General features: G+C 72.9%; 8 protein-coding genes. 3 read left to right on the top strand and 5 right to left on the bottom strand.

Annotated elements, in window-relative coordinates; all coding sequences use genetic code 11:
• Both ACN268_RS05085 and ACN268_RS05080 read right to left on the bottom strand, forming a co-directional pair.
• On the bottom strand, positions 1-2,238 hold the full coding sequence (locus ACN268_RS05085; RefSeq protein WP_421481963.1) for an ATP-binding protein: 2,238 nt from the start codon (positions 2,236-2,238) through the stop codon (positions 1-3).
• A 224-nt stretch (positions 2,239-2,462) separates the two neighbouring features.
• Complete coding sequence (locus tag ACN268_RS05080; RefSeq protein WP_421481962.1) at positions 2,463-3,908, bottom strand: arabinofuranosidase catalytic domain-containing protein; 1,446 nt, start codon at positions 3,906-3,908, stop codon at positions 2,463-2,465.
• A 369-nt stretch (positions 3,909-4,277) separates the two neighbouring features.
• Between ACN268_RS05080 and ACN268_RS05075 the strand changes: the two genes are divergently transcribed.
• Complete coding sequence (locus ACN268_RS05075) at positions 4,278-5,291, top strand: LacI family DNA-binding transcriptional regulator (protein WP_421481961.1); 1,014 nt, start codon at positions 4,278-4,280, stop codon at positions 5,289-5,291.
• A 116-nt stretch (positions 5,292-5,407) separates the two neighbouring features.
• Here ACN268_RS05075 and ACN268_RS05070 read toward each other — a convergent pair whose 3' ends face one another.
• The gene (locus ACN268_RS05070) at positions 5,408-7,138 is read right to left on the bottom strand and encodes an amylo-alpha-1,6-glucosidase (RefSeq protein WP_421481960.1); all 1,731 of its coding nucleotides are present in this window, start codon (positions 7,136-7,138) and stop codon (positions 5,408-5,410) included.
• A gap of 326 nt (positions 7,139-7,464) precedes the next feature.
• Between ACN268_RS05070 and ACN268_RS05065 the strand changes: the two genes are divergently transcribed.
• Together ACN268_RS05065 and ACN268_RS05060 are read left to right on the top strand one after the other, a co-directional pair.
• Positions 7,465-9,288 (top strand): RICIN domain-containing protein, encoded by a 1,824-nt coding sequence (locus tag ACN268_RS05065; RefSeq protein WP_421481959.1) that lies wholly within the window; start codon positions 7,465-7,467, stop codon positions 9,286-9,288.
• 166 nt (positions 9,289-9,454) lie between these two features.
• Positions 9,455-11,044, top strand: coding sequence for an arabinofuranosidase catalytic domain-containing protein (locus tag ACN268_RS05060; RefSeq protein WP_421481958.1), 1,590 nt, complete (start codon positions 9,455-9,457; stop codon positions 11,042-11,044).
• An 82-nt stretch (positions 11,045-11,126) separates the two neighbouring features.
• On the opposite strand, the gene ACN268_RS05055 is transcribed toward ACN268_RS05060, so the two are convergent.
• Both ACN268_RS05055 and ACN268_RS05050 read right to left on the bottom strand, forming a co-directional pair.
• A complete protein-coding gene (locus ACN268_RS05055; protein ID WP_421481957.1) occupies positions 11,127-13,343 on the bottom strand; it encodes an ATP-dependent RecD-like DNA helicase in 2,217 nt (738 codons plus the stop codon).
• A 111-nt stretch (positions 13,344-13,454) separates the two neighbouring features.
• A complete protein-coding gene (locus tag ACN268_RS05050) occupies positions 13,455-16,817 on the bottom strand; it encodes a M12 family metallo-peptidase (RefSeq protein ID WP_421481956.1) in 3,363 nt (1,120 codons plus the stop codon).
• Between the last annotated feature and the right edge of the window lie 275 nt (positions 16,818-17,092).

Raw genomic sequence — 17,092 nt, 5'->3', positions numbered from 1 at the left:
TCAGTCGGTCCCGGACAGCTCGGCGAGCAGGTCCCCGGCCCGGCGGGCCAGGTCCGGGTCGTCACAGTCGTCGGCCAGCGCGATCGCCCGCGCCAGGTACGCCGGGGCCGACCGGGTCTCCCCGGTACGACGCAGCGCCTCGACCAACTCCACCAGGGCCAGCGCCTCGGTCGCCGGCATCGCGGTCGCGCGCAACCCGGCCACCGCCTCCCGCCGGACCGCGACGCACTCCGGCCACCGGCCGAGGGCGGCGAGGTCGTCGCCGATGCGCCGACAGGTCAACGCGTCGGTGCAGGCCCGGGCGAAAGCCGCGATCGGATGGTGCGGATCGCGCAGCAGCCGTCGGGTCCGCTCGTGCACCCGCAGCGCCTCGGCGGGCCTACCCAGCGCCAGCAGGGAGGAGCCGAGTGAGGCCATCGCCTGTGGCAGCCCCTCCGGGTCGGCCGCGCGGCGCAGCATCACCCAGGCCCGCTGCCGGTGCCGCAGCGCCGCCGCGTGCTCGCCCAGCCCGGTGTGGCCGCTGGCGGCGTAGAGCAGCGCCCACCCCTGCTGGGCCGGATCGCCCGCGCGGACGGCCCGCTCCAGCGCCCGGGTGGCGGTGGCGACGCTGCGCGCGTACTCACGTTGGCAGATCGCCTGCGCCCAGGACAGGTAGTTGAGGTGGACCGCCTCCGTGCGGGGGTCGCCCAGCCGGGCGGCGGAGCCGGCGGACAACCGGAAGACCTCCGGCCAGACGTCGAGGTGCACCCGGCTGTCGGAGAACCAGTGCAGCGCGTCGACGGTGTCGACCACCTGCCCGTGCAGGTCCTCGGCGGCGGCGGACCGCAGCGCCGCGAACCAGTTGCCCCGCTCGGCGTCGAGCCAGCCGGCCGCCGCCGTCCGGTCCGGGAACTCCGTCAGCGACGCCGGTCCACCCGGCTCGAAGTGCTGCCCGGCGGCCGTGGTGCGGGCCAGCCACCAGCGCAGCAGGATGGTCCGCAACGCACCGGTCGTCGCCGGCTCCTCGGCGGTCATCCGGTCGGCGGCGAACTCCCGGACCAGGTCGTGCAGCCCGTACCGGTCCGCCGGCACCGCGGCCACCAGGCCGCTCTCGACCAGGGCCTCCAGCCGTCCCTCGGCCTCCTCGGCGTCGGTGCCGCCGAGAACGGCGACCGGATCCGGGCCGAAGTCCGGGCCGGGCACCAGGGACAGCCGCCGGAAGGTGCGCCGCAGGTCCGTCCCCAGCCGCCGGTACGACAGGCTCAGCGCGGTGTGGATGCCGGCGGCCCCGGCGTCGATCACCGTGAGCCGGGCCTGCTCGCCGGTGAACCGCCGGTTCAGCTCCCCCACCGACAGCCCCGGCTCGTCGGACAGCCGTTGCCCGGTGACGCGCAGGGCCAACGGCATGTGCCCGCAGTGCCGGGCCAGCTCCGCCCACCCGGTCGGGTCGGCGGCGGCGTCGGGTGCGGCGATGGCCCGCAGCATCGCGGTCGACTCCTCGGCCGGCAACGGCTCCAGGGACAGCCACCGGGCGGCGTCCAGGCCGCTGAGCCGTCGCCTGCTGGTGACCAGCACGAGACCGGGCCCGGCCCCGGGCAGCAGCGGCCTCGCCTGGGCCTCGTCGGCCGCGTTGTCCCACACCACCAGGGCCCGGCGCTGGCAGAGCACCGACCGGTACGCCGTGGCCCGCTCGTCGAGCCCGGCGGGGATCCGCCGCTCCGGCACACCGAGGGCGCGCAGCAGCAGGTGCAGCGCCTCGCCGGGCGGGGTGGGGACGTCGTCCATGCCGCGCAGGTCGACGAAGAAGCAGCCGTCGGGGAACTCCGGGGCCAGGTCGGCTGCGGCCCGTGCCGCGAGGCCGGTCTTGCCCACCCCGGCCGGCCCGGTGACGACGACCACGGTGGCCTGCCGCCGGTCGCCCGACGGCCGACGCGCGGCGTCGCCGAGGGTACGCAGTGCCGCCGCCCGCCCGGTGAAGTGGCACGGTGGGGCGGGTGGCTCGCAGCCGGCGGGCCGGTCGGAGGTGGCCTCGTCCAGCCGGTGGCGCACGTCGTCAGGCACGTCGAGGACGTCGCACAGGACGGTCAGGGTACGCCGCTGCGGGCGACGGACCCGGTCGCGTTCGATGTCGCTGATCGCCCGGACACTGACCCCGCAACGCTCGGCGAGCCCCTCGATCGACAGGCCCGCCGCCAGCCGGTGGGCCCGCAGCACCGCGCCCAGCGACGGCCGTTCGGGTGTGCTCGGTATCGGGTTCACCGGGCACACCCTCACAGATCGCCGACCCGCGGTGCCACACATCGACCAGTGACTTACCGCATGCCCGGGTCACCGACCATTCAGCCGCCACGTCTGGTATCCGTCGTCGGGCCGCAGCGGCACCGGGTTCCGGTTCGGAGCGTGGCCCTCGATCAGCTGCCACCGGCCGCCGTACTCCCCCCATCTCGACACACCGGCCCGACCTGCCGGTTGCGGCGCAACGGTCAGCTCCGCAGGCTCCACTGCTGGTTCTGTTGCCCGTTGCAGGCCCAGAGAACGAGTTTGGTGCCGTTGGCCGTGGCCGCGTTGGCGGCGTCCAGGCAGAGACCCGACTGCACGCCGGTGATGGTGCCGTTGGCGTTGACGTTCCACTGCTGGTTGGCACCCTCGTGACAGTCCCAGATGATCACCTTGGTGCCGTTGCCGGTGCCCTGCCCGGAGGCGTCGAGACACTTGCTGCCCGAGACCTGGAGCTGCCGGCCCGCCGTGCGGGTGAAGCGCTGCGCGGTTCCGCCCGTACAGTCCCACAGCTGGACCTGCGTGCCGTTGGTGGTGCTGCCGTTCGGCACGTCGACACAGCGACCCGACTGGGTGCCCACGAGTTGGACACTCTGCGCCGGGGTGCCGCCACCGGCCGGAGCGTATCCCGCCCCGGCGATGTTCGCCTGCACCGCGTCCTCCGTGGCCGGCGACGGGTAACCCGAGGTCAGCACGCCCTCGAAGAAGGTACCCCGGCCGGAGACGCTGTTGTCGCCGCCGATGCCGAGCAGAATCGCGCCCTCCTTCTTCATCGGGTGGTATCCGTTGGGCCGCCGCCCGTCGAAATAGGTCGTCAGGCCACCCGACTGGGCGTTGCCACCGCGGATCGCCCAGTGGTTCGGCTCGCCTTTGACCATGGCGGTCACGAAACGGTGGTTGATGGACGCGATGTTGTTGTAACCGGCGTTCACCCCGGAGAACAACCCCCACTCCAGATCGGCCATGACCCACGGGCCGGCGCCGGCACCGTATCCCCACTGCTTGTTGGCGCCGAAGTAGACCGTCTCCATGATGGCCGGCGAGTCGGCCTGGCCGTCGGTCTGCGCATTGCCGTAGTCGAAACAACACCACTGGTTGTAGTGCGTGCCGTCGACCACGGCGTAGATGCCCTCGGGCTGGTCACCGGTGGCGACGCCGTTGGTGTTGTTGTTGCGGTAGCCGGTGCCGGGCGAGACGTAGACGCCGTACGCCTTCTGGCCGCCGATCGTGATCGGGGCCGCCTTCGCGTCGGCCAGGTTGTCCCAGCCGCCCGGCGCGGGGCCGGGCCAGTAGCCGCCGGGCGCCTGGGTGAGGCGGTTGTTGCGGCCCGACTGGTCGTAGATGATCGTGATCACGCAGCTCGTGTTGGCACAGAAGGAGTCCTGGATCGCGGCGTCGACGACGCCACCCGCGCTCAGCACCCCGACGTCCCGGGTGGTGTTGTCCGACGTCCGGCGCACCTGGTACAGCGGCCCGTTGTACGCGCCGTACAGGGCGCGGGTGGTGCTGTGCGCGGCCACGCACGGTGTGCCGCCCGAGGCGTAGATGTCGCACGGGCCGGTGGTCGCGGCCTGCGCGCCCGGCGCGTCGGCCAGCACGGAGCCGCCGCTGACGACGGCGAGGGTCGCCATCGTCGCCACGGCGATCGTCATACGACTGGGCCTTCTCTTCACCTTCATCGAATCCCTCTCCGGAACGGTACGGGTGCGGTGGTGGCCGCCTCCGGCACGGCTGTGCTTCGCGTCCGAACGACCGGGGGTACGGAACCGATCCATCGGCCGTGCCTTCTCCTGACATAAAACGTCAGATCTTTAACATTAACTTCTGTCGATATATTGCGCTACCCCGCTGGCCCTGTCCGCCCCGACCTGCGCCCCACGGAACGCCGGGCATCGGCGGATTGCCCCCGGGGGTGGCCACGGAACTGTTCCTGCCCCGTGGGGAATTGCCGTACGGCTATGCTCCACGGGAAACACGACGCATTCCCGCGTCGGTGGCGGAATTCGGCGTTGAGGGCGGGCATGAACATCGGGGAGATCGCCCGGCGGGCCGGAGTGTCCCGCAGCACCGTGTCCTATGTGTTGAGCGGGAAGCGGGCGGTGTCGGCGACGACCCGGCAACGGATCCAGGCGGTCATCGACGAGCTGGGCTACCGGCCCAACGCCAGCGCCCGCGCGTTGAAGGAGGGGCGCACCCGCACCCTCGGGCTGGTGATCCCCCCGGCCAACCAGCGTCTGACCGACATGCAGCTCGGCTTCGTCGCCAGCGTCGTCGAGGCGGCGGCCCGGCACGATCTGGACGTGCTGCTGTCCCCGTCCGGCGGCGACCACGACCGGTCCTTCGAGCGGATCGTCACCGGCCGCCGGGTGGACGGGGTGGTGCTGATGGAGATCCGGCTGACCGACGAGCGGGTGACCCGGCTGGCGACGGCGGGAGTGCCGTTCGTGACGATCGGTCGGACGGCCGACCCGCACGCGATGAGCTGGATCGACGTCGACTACGCGACGTTGATCTCCCGCTGCGTACACCACCTGGCCGACCTGGGACACCGCCAGGTGGCCCTGGTGAACCGGTCCGCCGAGCTGGTCGCGGCGGGTTACGGCCCGAGCCACCGCGCCCTGGCCGGGTTCCGGGCGGCCGTCGCCGAGCGGGGCCTGACCGGTGTCGACGTCTGCTGCGGCGACGACACGCCCTCCGGTGAGGCGTGCGTGGCGCACCTGCTGGCGGCGCATCCGGAGGTCACGGCGGTGGCCACCATCAACGAGGCGGCGCTGCCCGGCATCCAGCGGGCGTTGAACGGCGCCGGCCTCTCGGTGCCTGGCGACTTCTCCGTCACCGGAGTCGCCGCCCAGCACTGGGCGGAGGATTTCCACCCCCCGCTGACCGCCGCCGACGTGCCGATGCGCCAGATGGGCGCCGAGGCGGTGGCGCTGCTGCTGGAGCTGATCGCCGCGCCCGGCGGCCCACCCCGGCACCGGCTCTACGCGCCACCCGTCTCGCTGCGTTCCAGCACGGGCCCGGTCCGATCCCGCTGACCCGGCTCCGACCTCCGGCCGGGGCGGCCGTCCCGGTCGCCGGCCGGGGCAGCCGGCACACCGCGCGCCGAACGTCCCCGCGCCGGGACCCCGCCCCGCCGGGCCCGGCGCGGGGTTCACGCGTCGCACGGCCCCGGGCCCGCCGACGCTGCCCGGCGTTCCTGCTGCGCGGCGGCCAGGATGAGATAGCTACTGGCCGTCCAGGTGTACGCCCGGTCGCGCAGGCCCGCACCGGTCTCGGCGTCGAAGTTCTCGGCGAAGCCGGACTTCTCGCACAGGGTCAGGAACCGCCTGCTGATCTCGTCGGCCAGCGCGGTGTGCCCGGCCCGGCGCAGCCCGTCCTCGACCAGCACGGTGGAGGGTGCCCAGATGGGGCCCCGCCAGTAGCCGTCGGCGAGGTAGTGCGGCGAGTCGGTCGGTTCGGTGGCCAGCCCGTGGGTCGTCAGGTGGGCCGCGACGCCCCGGGCCAGCGCACCGGCGACCGGGGCGGGCAGGTCCTCGCCGAGGATGACGGGCATCAGGTCGAGCAGGCTGCGGCTGGCCCGGCGTCGCCCGGTGTGCGGGCTGCGGGCGGTGAAGCGTTCGCCGTCCCACAGGTCGCGCAGCAGGGCGGTACGGACCCGGTCGGCCTCGGCCGACCAGCCGGCGGCGGGCCCGCCCAGTTCGGCGGCGAGGTCGGCCAGGCAACGTAGTTGGCTGACCAGGAGGGCGGCCAGGTCGGCGGTCTCCAGGACCCGGCCGTCGTCGAAGGTGGTGGCGTTGTCCCAGCCGCTGTCGTTGCCGTGCTGGTAGTGGGGCAGGTCGCTGCCGGGGGCGCGGCGTGCGTCCAGCCAGAACCGGGTCCACCGGGCCAGCCGGTCGTACGTCCGGGCCAGCACCGCCCGGTCCGGCGGGGTGGGCAGCCGGCGGCGCAGCTGGCCCAGGGCCCAGCCGTGCACGGGCGGCTTGACGAAGTTGTGCAGCACCTCGGAGTGGGTGACCGAGTCGGGCAGGGCGCCGGCGGCGTCCTGGTGGTCGAACGGCAGGTGGAACTGGTGCCAGGCCAGGTCGGGTTCGCCGGCGGCCAGGGCGATCGCGTTGAAGCAGTGGTCCCAGCTCCACACCTTGTCCATCCAGTGCTTGGACATCAGCACGGCCGGTCGGGTGACGAAACCGCCCGGCTCGACGGTGGCCGACCACAGCACGTACGCGGCCAGGTCGGCGGCGGGGGTGTCGGCGTCGCGCCAGGGGGCGACCGCGTCGACGAAGGCGGCGAACTCGGCCGTGCGCTCGCGGTACAGCTCGTCGAAGGTGCCGGTCGGCCGGTAGGGGGGCCGGGCGGTGGCGTACTCCTCGATGGCGATCTCCCAGGGCCGGTCGGCGGGGAGGTCCAGCCACCGGTCGGCGACGCCGAGCGCCTCGACGCCGACCACGTCGTGCAGCGGCGCGGACAGCCCGGTGACCCGGTAGCGGCGGCCCGTCTCGTAGGAGGTGAACACGGCCGAGCCGTCGACCGGGTCGCGGTAGAGGTAGGTCCCGCTGAACGGGGTGAGGGTACGGGCGGCGGCGGCGATCCGCAGGCCGAGCCCCCGGCCCCGCAGCCGCAGGGTGTCCGGCCCCTGGTAGCCGACGTCGATCCGGCCGTCGCCGTCGCGCCAGGTGAGCAGCGCGGGGGTGGCGACGACCGTGGCGTCGGCGTGCGGGGCCAGGCGCAGCACCGGGTGCATGCCGCTCTGGTGGGAGACCAGGTGCAGGTCGTCGGCGTACGTCTTCTCGGCCACCACCGGGGAGATGTCGAACCAGGAACCGCGGTAGCTGAACGGGACGTCCTGGAGGGAGAACTCCGGGCCGGACGGTGCGACGGTCATGTCGGGTGACGCCCTTTCGTGGTTCGGGTGGTCAGCCTTCGACGGTGCCACGTCGGCCCACCGGCGGCGGACGACGGAACCGAAGCCTCGAATCGGTTCGAACGAAGATAGGTCCGTCCGCGCCGGGTGGTCAAGGAGGACTCCTGCCGGTCCGGGCCAGCAGGCGCGACTGTCTGACCGGAACGCAGATCATCTGCGGAAACATCCCCTTCACCGGACCGTCATTACATTGACATCCTTCATCATGCCGCTCTACGATCCCTTGCGAATCGATTCGCCTGCGAAGCCCTCCCGGAGAGCGTCCCCACGCCCCACAAGGAGCCGCCGTGAACACCCCGTCCCACCGCCGCCCCGGACGAGCCCGCGCGATCGCCACCCGGATCGCCGTCGGCCTGCTCGCCGTCGCCACCACCGCCGTCGCCGCCACCCCGGCCCGGGCCGCCGACGAGTCGATCAGCGTCAACTTCGCCAGCGTCGACGGCACCCCCACCTACCGGGCCTCCGGCTGGATCTACGGCATGACCGAGAACGCCAGCGGCCCGGCCGACCACTTCTACCGGGACGTCAGGTTCCAGTACATGCGGGCCGGGGGCGCGCAACTGCCGGGCAGCGGTTGGGTCGGCGGCAACTACGACCGCCGGTGGAACTCCACGCTCGCCCAGGCCCGCCGCACCGCCGCCCTGGGCGGTCAGTTCATCATCCTGCCGCACGACCTGTGGGGCGCCGACGGCGCGGGGATCTCCCGCTTTCCCGGCGACAACGGCAACTGGACCGACTACGACAACTTCCTGACCCGGCTCATCGGCGACGTCCGGGCGGCCGGGCTGAGGGTGCAGTGGGACATCTGGAACGAACCCAACATCACCATCTTCTGGAACCGCCCGATCTCCCAGTACCTCGAACTGTGGCGGCGCACCTACCAGCGGCTGCGGGCGGAGTTCCCCGACCAGCTCATCGTCGGGCCGAGCTGCGCCTGCGTGCCGTCGACCAACCACGCGTTCTGGAACCAGTACCTGGACTTCGTCCGCTCCACCAACACGGTGCCGGACATCGTCAGCTGGCACTCGCTGCCCGGCGACCCGGTCGCCAACGTCGCCGCGGCCGACGCCACCCTCGACGCGCGCGGCATCGCCCACCCGAGGCCGTACCAGATCAACGAGTACGGCGCGTCCAACGAGCAGAACCCGGCGGACGGCGCCTGGTACGTCGCCCGGCTGGAACGGGCCCGCGCGGACGGCCTGCGGGCGAACTGGGCCAGCGCCGGCAACCTGCACAACGACCTGGGCAACCTGCTGGTGCGCAACGCCGCCGGCCAGCACCAGCCCAAGGGCGAGTGGTGGGTCTACCGCTACTACGCCGCGCAGACCGGGCAGATCGCCGCGGTGACCCCCAGCCCCTCCTACGACGCCTTCGCCACCAGGACGACCGGGACGGCGAAGGTGCTGGTCGGCGGCGGTCGGACCACCGGCAACCTGACGGTCAACCTGCAACGGCTGGACGCCACCAGCGGCATCGTGCAGAACAACCAGGTGCGGGTGCTCACCCAGCGCATCCCGTACAACAACGGCGGTGCGGTGCAGGGGCCGGTCACGGTGTCGAACACCGTGGTCACGCTGACCAACAACGCCGCCTCGGTGAGGCTGCCGTACGGCAACCAGAACGACACGTACACCGTCACCGTGCTGCCGCCCACGGAGACCGGCTTCACGTCGGTGGCGGTGGCCCAGCACTCCCAGCAGTGCCTGGACAACACCGGCTCGGGCGCCACCGACGGCAACCCCCAGCAGCAGTTCCCCTGCGAGGGCGGCGACCAGCAGCTGTGGAACTTCCGCCCGGTCGCCGGGGTGGCCGACACGTACACGGTCGTCAACCAGCAGAGCGGCAGGTGCCTGGACGTCAGCGGGGCGTCCACCGCCGACGGCGCGGCCGTCGACCAGTGGACCTGCCAGAACGGCACCAACCAGCAGTTCACCCTGCGCCGGGTGACCTACGGGGGCAACGATCCGCACGACTACCAGCTCGTCGCCCGGCACAGCAACAAGTGCGTCGACGTCAACGGGGTCTCCACCGCCGCCCAGGCGCGGATCCTGCAGTGGACGTGCAAGCCGGTCAGCCAGAGCAGCCCGCTGAACCAGACCTGGCGGCTCTAGGGCCGGTGACACCGCCGGCCCGCGCGCCGGGCCGGACCACCCCCCTTCAAATTGATTTCTGTCACTGTCTTGGGTGATCCTGGGAAGGCTGGCGAACCGATTCGCCACCACCACCCGAGGGCGGGTCCACCCGGCCCACCCCGTCGACGCACCAAGGAGCCGCCCCGTGCGTACCCCGTCCCCGAACGGACCGGTCCCCGGTCCCGTCCCCCGGTCCCGCCGCCGGCACCGGCTGACCCTGCTGGTCGGCGCGCTGGCCGGCCTCCTCGTCATCGCCGGGGCCGCCCCCGGCGTCACCTCTCCCGCCGCCGAGGCCGCTGCGGCGATGGCCGCCATCGAGCCGGGACAGAGCACCCGGATCGTCGGCACCGCCTCCGGGCGCTGCCTCGAGGTCCCCAACTCCAGCACCACCAACGGCACCCAGACGCAACTGTGGGACTGCCAGGGCGGCGCCGGACAGACCTGGACCTGGACGGCCAGCCGGCAACTCACGGTCTACGGCAACAAGTGCCTGGACGCCTCCGGTCGGGGCACCACCGCCGGCACGGCCGCGATCATCTGGGACTGCAACGGCCAGACGAACCAGCAGTGGAACGTCAACGCCAACGGCACCATCGTCGGGGTGCAGTCCGGCCTGTGCCTGGACGCGAACGGCAACGGCACCGCCAACGGCACCAAGGTCCTGCTGTGGACCTGCAACGGTCAGGCCAACCAGCAGTGGACCTCGCCGACCACCCCGCCCACCACCGCCCCGCCGACCACGCCGCCGCCGACCACTCCCCCGCCCGCCGGCGCCCTGCCGTGCGACATCTACGCCGCCGGTGGCACCCCGTGCGTGGCCGCGCACAGCACCACCCGGGCGCTCTACGCCGCCTACACCGGCAACCTCTACCAGGTACGCCGTTCCTCGGACAACACGACCCGCAACATCGGGCTGACCGGCACCGGCGGCACCGCCAACGCCGCCACGCAGGACTCGTTCTGCGCCGGCACCACCTGCGTGGTGACCGTCGTGTTCGACCAGTCCGGCCGCGGTAACGACCTGTGGTACCAGGGCTCCAGTGTGGTGCCCGGGTCGCCGCAGAGCCGGCCGGCGGTCGCGACCTCGGAGTCGCTGACGGTGGGCGGCGCGAAGGCGTACTCGCTCTACATCAACCCGGGCAACAGCTACTGGCGTGACGGTCACCTGACCGGGGTGCCGACCGGTGCCGCGCCGGAGGGCATGTACATGGTCACCAGCGGCACCCACGTCAACAACGGCTGCTGCTTCGACTACGGCAACAGCGAGACCACCCGTAAGGCCGACGCCGCCGGGGCCATGGACGCGATCAACTTCAGCAAGCAGTGCTGGTTCGGCGGCTGCTCCGGCTCCGGGCCGTGGGTGCAGGCCGACCTGGAATGGGGGCTGTTCCCCGGCGGCAGCAGCTCATGGAACCCCAACCAGCGGGCCTTCACCAGCAAGTTCGTCACCGCCACCCTGAAGAACAACGGCACCTCGCGCTTCGCCATCAAGGGCAGCGACGCCCAGTCCGGCAGCCTCTACACCCTCTACGACGGGTCGCTGCCGCCGGGCTACAGCCCGATGAAGAAGCAGGGCGCGATCATCCTGGGCAGCGGCGGGGACTGCTGCAAGCCCGACGGCGGCGCGAACCTCAGCGCCGGCACCTTCTACGAGGGCGCGATGGTCGCCGGCTACCCGTCGGACGCCACCGAGAACGCGGTGCAGGCCAACATCACCGCCGCCGGCTACCGCTGACGGATCTCCGCTGGTGCGCCGCGCCGGTCACCGTCCACGGTGGCCGGCGTGGCGGCCGTCGACGGCGGACGCCGGTCCGGCGCTACCCGGCCGGCGCGCCGAGGCGGTGGTCCAGGGCGGTGTGCCGGCGGCCCGCGCCGACGGTACGCACGGCGGCGGACAGCGCCCGGCGGGAACCGACCAGGACGACGAGTTGCCGGGCCCGGGTGACGGCGGTGTAGAGCAGGTTGCGTTGCAGCATCATCCAGGCACTGGTGGTCAGGGGTACGACCACCGCCGGGTACTCCGAGCCCTGCGAGCGGTGGATGGTCATCGCGTAGGCGTGGGCCAGCTCGTCCAGCTCGTCGAACTCGTAGTCGAGGTTCTCGTCCTCGTCGGTGCGTACGGTGAGGATCTGTTCCTCGGGGGTGATGGCGGTGACGATGCCGAGGGTGCCGTTGAAGACGCCGGCCTGGCCCTTGTCGTAGTTGTTGCGGATCTGGGTGACCTTGTCGCCGACGCGGAACACCCGCCCGCCCATCCGCCGCTCGGGTTGCCCCTCGCGGTGCGGGGTCAGGCGCTGTTGCAACAGGGTGTTGAGGGCTGCGGCACCGGCCGGTCCCCGGTGCATGGGGGCGAGGACCTGCACGTCACGGCGCGGGTCGAGGCCGAACCGGGCGGGGATCCGGGTGCAGGCGACGTCGACGGTCAGCGCGGCGGTGGCCTCGGTGTCCTCGCAGGCGAACAGGAAGAAGTCCGGCAGGCCGTCGAGCAGGGGCGGCCGGCCGGCGTTGATCCGGTGCGCGTTGGTGATCACGCCCGACTGGGCGGCCTGGCGGAACACCCGGGTCAGCCGCACCCGGGGGATGGCCGGCGCGGTGAGCAGGTCGCGCAGCACCTCCCCGGCGCCGACGCTGGGCAACTGGTCGACGTCGCCCACCAGGAGCAGGTGCGCCCCCGGCGGCACCGCCTTGACCAGCTTGTTGGCCAGGATCAGGTCGAGCATGGACGCCTCGTCGACGACGAGCAGGTCGACGTCGAGCGGGTTGTCCCGGTCGTGGACGGCCTCCCCGCCGGGACGCAGTTGCAGCAGCCGGTGCACGGTGGCGGCGGGGTGCCCGGTCAGCTCCGACAACCGTTTCGCGGCCCGCCCGGTCGGCGCGACCAGGGTGATCCGGGCCTTCTTCGCGGCGGCCAGCGCGACGATGGACCGCACGGTGAAGCTCTTGCCGCAGCCCGGCCCGCCGGTGAGCACCGCCACCTTCGCCGTCAGCGCCAGCCGGACGGCGTGCTCCTGCTCGGGGGCGAGGTCGTTGCCGGTGACCGCCCGCAGCCAGGCCAGCGCCCGGGGCCAGTCGACGTCGGTGAAGTGGGGCAGCCGGTCGGCCCGGTCGTGCAGCAGTCGCAGCAGGGAGCCGGCCAGCGACTGCTCGGCACGGTGGAACGGCACGAGGTAGACCGCCGGCACCGGCTCGCCGTCGTCGCCGGGCAGGAACTCCCGCACCACGCCCTCCTCGGCGACCAGGTCGTCCAGGCAGCGGGTGACGAGATCACCCGGGACGTCGAGGATCTTCGTGGCGTCGGCGACGAGCGCCGGGGCGGGCAGGTAGCAGTGGCCCGAGTCGGTGGCCTCGGACAGGGTGTACCGCAGACCCGCCATCACCCGCTGCGGGCTGTCGTGCGGGATGCCCACCGCCTGGGCGATGGTGTCGGCGGTCTTGAAGCCGATGCCCCACACGTCGGCCGCCAGCCGGTACGGCTCCTTCGTCACCACCTCGATCGAGGCGTCGGCGTACTGCTTGAAGATGCGCACCGCGAGTGAGGTGGACACCCCGACGCCCTGCAGGAAGACCATCACCTCCTTGATGGCCTTCTGCTCCTCCCACGCGGCGGTGATCTTCGCGGTGCGTTTCGGTCCGAGCCCGGCGACCTCGACCAGCCGGGCCGGTTCCTCCTCGATGATCCGCAGGGTGTCCAGGCCGAAGTGCGCCACGATCCGCTCGGCGAACACCGGCCCGATGCCCTTGACCAGGCCGGAGCCCAGGTAGCGCTGGATGCCCTGGATGGTCGCCGGCAGCACCGTGGTGTACGAGTCGACCTCGAACTGCCGGCCGTACTTCGGGTGCGACGACCAGCGTCCCGACAGCCGCAGGCTCTCCCCGGGCTGCGCGCCCAGCAGCGCGCCGACCACGGTCAGCAGGTCGGAGCCCCGGTCGGTGGCGACCCGGGCGACGGTGTAGCCGGTCTCCTCGTTGACGTAGGTGAGCCGTTCGAGGACCGCGTCCAGGGTGGCGAGCGGCGGGCGGGCGGGGGCGGTCACCCCCTCATCGTGCCGGGTGCCCGACGCGCCCCGTCCACCGCCCGGACGCCGACCGGCGTCCTCCCCCGCCCGGTGGGCGGGGAAGGACGCCGGGTGTCGCGGTGCGCCTGGTCAGCCGATGGTGAGGTTGCCGCCGGAGGCGGTCAGGGTGCTCTCCCGGGTCGACGCGCCGGTCCAGTCCGAGGAGAAGACCAACCGGTCACCGTCCCAGACGGTGATGCCGACCCCGTCGCGCCGGCCCGGCTCGCCCCGGTCGGTGGCGGTCACCCGCATGGTCAGCCCGGTGGCCACCGGGACCGGGTTCTGTGCGGTGGAGATGTCGTACAGGGTGACCTGGTAGCGCAGGTCGGCGACCGCTTCCCCGGCCACCGCGACACCGAACGACTCCAGCGCGGTGCTCTGGAACTTGTACCGCTTGCCGCCCGACTTGTAGCCGACCTTCGCGCTGCCGACCAGCTTCTTGCCGTTGTTGATCCGGCCGTCCAGGGTCACCTCGATGCGCCGGTCGTCGTCGAGCGGGTAACCACCGGCGGTGGCCCCGCCCTTCAGGTAGCCCGAGCCGGCGACCGTCCGGCCGTACCCTCCGGCCACCGTGACGGTGGCCGTCACGCTGCCGGTGTACGCCCCCGACACCGTGGCGGTGACCGGGTGCGCGCCGTGCGGCAGCACGGCACGGCAACTGGCCGAGCCGTCGTCCGCCGCCGCGCCGAACGGCGTCGCGACCGCCGTGCAGAGGGTCTCGTCGCCCTCGGTGAAGGTCACCGTCGCGTTGCGGACGTCACCGCCGCCACCGAGGACGGTGGCCCGCAGCAGCACGCCTGTCGTGTCGGCGTCGTCCACCGGGGCGGCCAGGGCGTCACCGGTGTAGGTGACGGTGGCCGCGCGGACCCGGGTGATGGTGAGGTCGGCGTCGCTGAGGTCGAAGAAGACGTTGCCGACCGCCTCGATCTTCAACCGGCCCCGGGCGGTGTCCACGTTCGGCAGGGTCACCGTCGCGGCGCCGGTGTTCGGCACGCTCTCGGCCAGCACGTGCGGGAAGGTCGCCCCGCCGTCGGTGGACAGCGAGATGCGCACCTCGCCCACACTGATCGGGGCGGTGTCCGTGCCGGCCACGTCCCAGGTGACGGGCATGGTGCCGCCGCCCAGGTGGGCCGTCGGCGTCGCCTGCGAGGTGACCAGGAACGGGCCGGCCGCCGGGGCGAGGGTCAACGCCACGTCGGCGCTGCCGATGCCACCGCCGCCCGGGTGGTGGTCCCGGCCGGTGAGCCGGAAGTGCAGGGTCCGGTCGTTCGTGACGCCGACCCAGTCGGCGGTGGGCAGGAACTCCGAGTAGCAGTCCACCGTCGCGGCGGGCACGTTGCTCGCCCCGCCGGTGGCCGGTGGGGCCGGCGCGGCCGGGCAGGCCCCGGTGGCGGCGTTGGTGTTGTTCGCCGCGATCTGCGCCAGGTCGGGGAAGTGCCGGGTCGGATCGGTGCTCACCGCGTTCTCCCCCGGCGAGTGGTACTCCAGGGTGTCGGTGGGGCTGACCGCCGCCGCCTCGCCGAACTGGCGGAACAGCGGCCCGTTGGTCTTGGTGTTGTTGACCAGCGCGGTGCCGGTGCTGCCGCCCCGGTCGTTCTGCTCCCACAGGTAGCTGACGGTGTCCCCGTCGGCGTCGGTGGCGCTACCGGTCAGCGCGAACGGGGTCCGCGCCGGGATGGTGTGCGCCGCCGCCGGCACGGTGACCACGGGGGCCCGGTTGCCGGTCTGCGCGGTCTGGAAACCGTTGTTGCCGGCCGCGCCGCCCCGGGCGGTCTCACCGACGAAGCCGGTCGTCCCGACGGTGTCGGTGAGACCGAGCGACGACACGTCGACCCCGGCCAGCGGGCCCGCACCGAAGGTGACCTGGAATCCGGTGTCGTTCGGGGCACCGAGCCCGCCGAAGGCCGACACGGTGACGGTGGCACCGGCCGGCCAGCCGGCGATCGCCTCGATGGCCGCCTTGATCCCGGCGGCGGTGTAGTTGCCGCCGCGCACGATCGGCACCGAGGACTGCCCCGCGTAGCTGAGGCTGAACGCGTCGCCGTCGGTGTCGAAGCCGGACAGCGAGACGGTCTGCACCTCGTTGAGCGCCGGCCGGGTGCCGGTGACGAACGTGCTGATCTCGGTGTAGCTGCGCTGCGACCAGTACGGGTCGCTGTGCGGCTGGAGGTTGTCCTGCTGGCAGATGCCCGCGTACGCCATGATCGACGAGCCGCTGCCCGGCTCGTAGGAGTTGGCGGCGCTGCGGTTGCTGCCGGAGCAGTTGTACTGGGTGCCGTTGAAGGTGTGGTTGCCGGCGAACTGGTGGCCGATCTCGTGCGCCACGTAGTCGACGGCGTAGAAGTCACCGACCGGGGTGGGCAGGCCGGTGCAGCCGCGTGCCTTGCCGTCCAGGCCGACCACGCCGAGGCCGGCCACGCCGCCACCGGGCAGGCCCAGGCCGATGTGCCCGACGTCGTAGTTGCCCGCGCCGACGAGCTGGCCGAGCACGATCCGGTTGCGGTTGAGCAGCGAGCTGGTGCACGACGAGATCTGTGTCGGGGTGTAGCAGGCCGCCGCGCCGCACGGCCCGTTCGGCTCGGTGGCCAGGGCGGCGGTGTTCAGGTTGGTCTTGTCGGTGTCGTTGACCAGCACCAACCGGATCGCCGTCTCGTCCTCGTAGATCTGGGTGACCCGGTTGATCAGGGTCACCTTCGCCGCGGTGACGTTCTCCGCGCCGAAGAAGGTGGCGTACGACGGGTCGGTGACCAGGGCCAGCCGGTAGGTGCGCAGGGTGACCGGCGGGCCCGCCGGCTCGTCCGCGGCCACCTCCGGCGACAGCGCCCCGGCCGCCGCCGCGACGTCCTCCCGCTCCACCATGGCCGGGTCGGTGTCGACCAGGTCACGGGCGTAGTAGCTGGCGTAGACGCTCTGGTCGCCGTGGTAGTACGGGTCGAGGTACCAGCTGCCGCCGGTCGACCGGACCGAGGCGTGGAAGCCCAGCGGGGTCAGGTCGGCGCGGATGGTCGCCGTCGGGTCGTCCAGGCCCCGACCGACGTACGTGCTGATCTCGGGGTGCCGGGCGGCGAGCCCCGGCTCCATCACCGGCGAGTCGACCAGGGCGAACCGCTGGAAGCCCCCGGTGGGGGTGGGCAGCGCGACGGTCAGCGCCGGCTGCGACCGTCGGGCGTTGCCGGCCCGCTCGGCCGGGGCGTCGGCCAGGGTGCCGGCCAACGCGCCCCGGTCGAGGGTGTAGGCGGCGAACCGCTCGGCGCGGATGTCGGGGGTACGCCCGTCCCGGGCGTTGGCCGACGGCTCGCTCGGCAGCTGCCGCCAGGGGCCGGAGTCGGCCGGCGCGGCGACCGCCGCGGTACCGCCGGTCAGCGGCAGCGCGGTGGCGACCAGCACCGCGGCGCACAGCCCGGCCAGTCGGCGGCGGCCGCGACCAGCGGGATCGGGGGGTGGAACCGTCATCGATTGGGCCTCACTTCACCAGGTATGGGGAACGGGCCGGATGGCGTGGCCTTCGTGGGCCACGCCGGGCTGTCCCGGGAAGCCCACGCTATGACGGGTCCCCTGTCGACAGACATCATCCGTAAAGTCGACGCGGCGACACGGCGCGGCGGTGTAGACCCTCCCCAGTGGAGTCCGGCGCGGTGGGCAGGCGACCAGGGACCGGTGCGCCGTGGTCGGACCCCGCTGAGGGTGGCGGGGTGCCACCGGCCCGCCGACTCGGGCACGGCCGGGAC

Source organism: Micromonospora sp. WMMD735 (assembly GCF_049178995.1).
In the GTDB taxonomy this organism is placed as follows: domain Bacteria; phylum Actinomycetota; class Actinomycetes; order Mycobacteriales; family Micromonosporaceae; genus Micromonospora; species Micromonospora wenchangensis.
Note: the sequence above shows the minus strand (reverse complement) of the source record. Positions and strands in the feature narration are given on the sequence as shown.

What these genes read in the sequence shown, in the direction of transcription:
- ACN268_RS05070 (WP_421481960.1), bottom strand. Translation starts at nt 7,138, where the DNA reads ATGACCGTCGCACCGTCCGGCCCGGAGTTCTCCCTCCAGGACGTCCCG.
- ACN268_RS05080 (WP_421481962.1), bottom strand. Translation starts at nt 3,908, where the DNA reads ATGACGATCGCCGTGGCGACGATGGCGACCCTCGCCGTCGTCAGCGGC.
- ACN268_RS05050 (WP_421481956.1), bottom strand. Translation starts at nt 16,817, where the DNA reads ATGACGGTTCCACCCCCCGATCCCGCTGGTCGCGGCCGCCGCCGACTG.
- ACN268_RS05075 (WP_421481961.1), top strand. Translation starts at nt 4,278, where the DNA reads ATGAACATCGGGGAGATCGCCCGGCGGGCCGGAGTGTCCCGCAGCACC.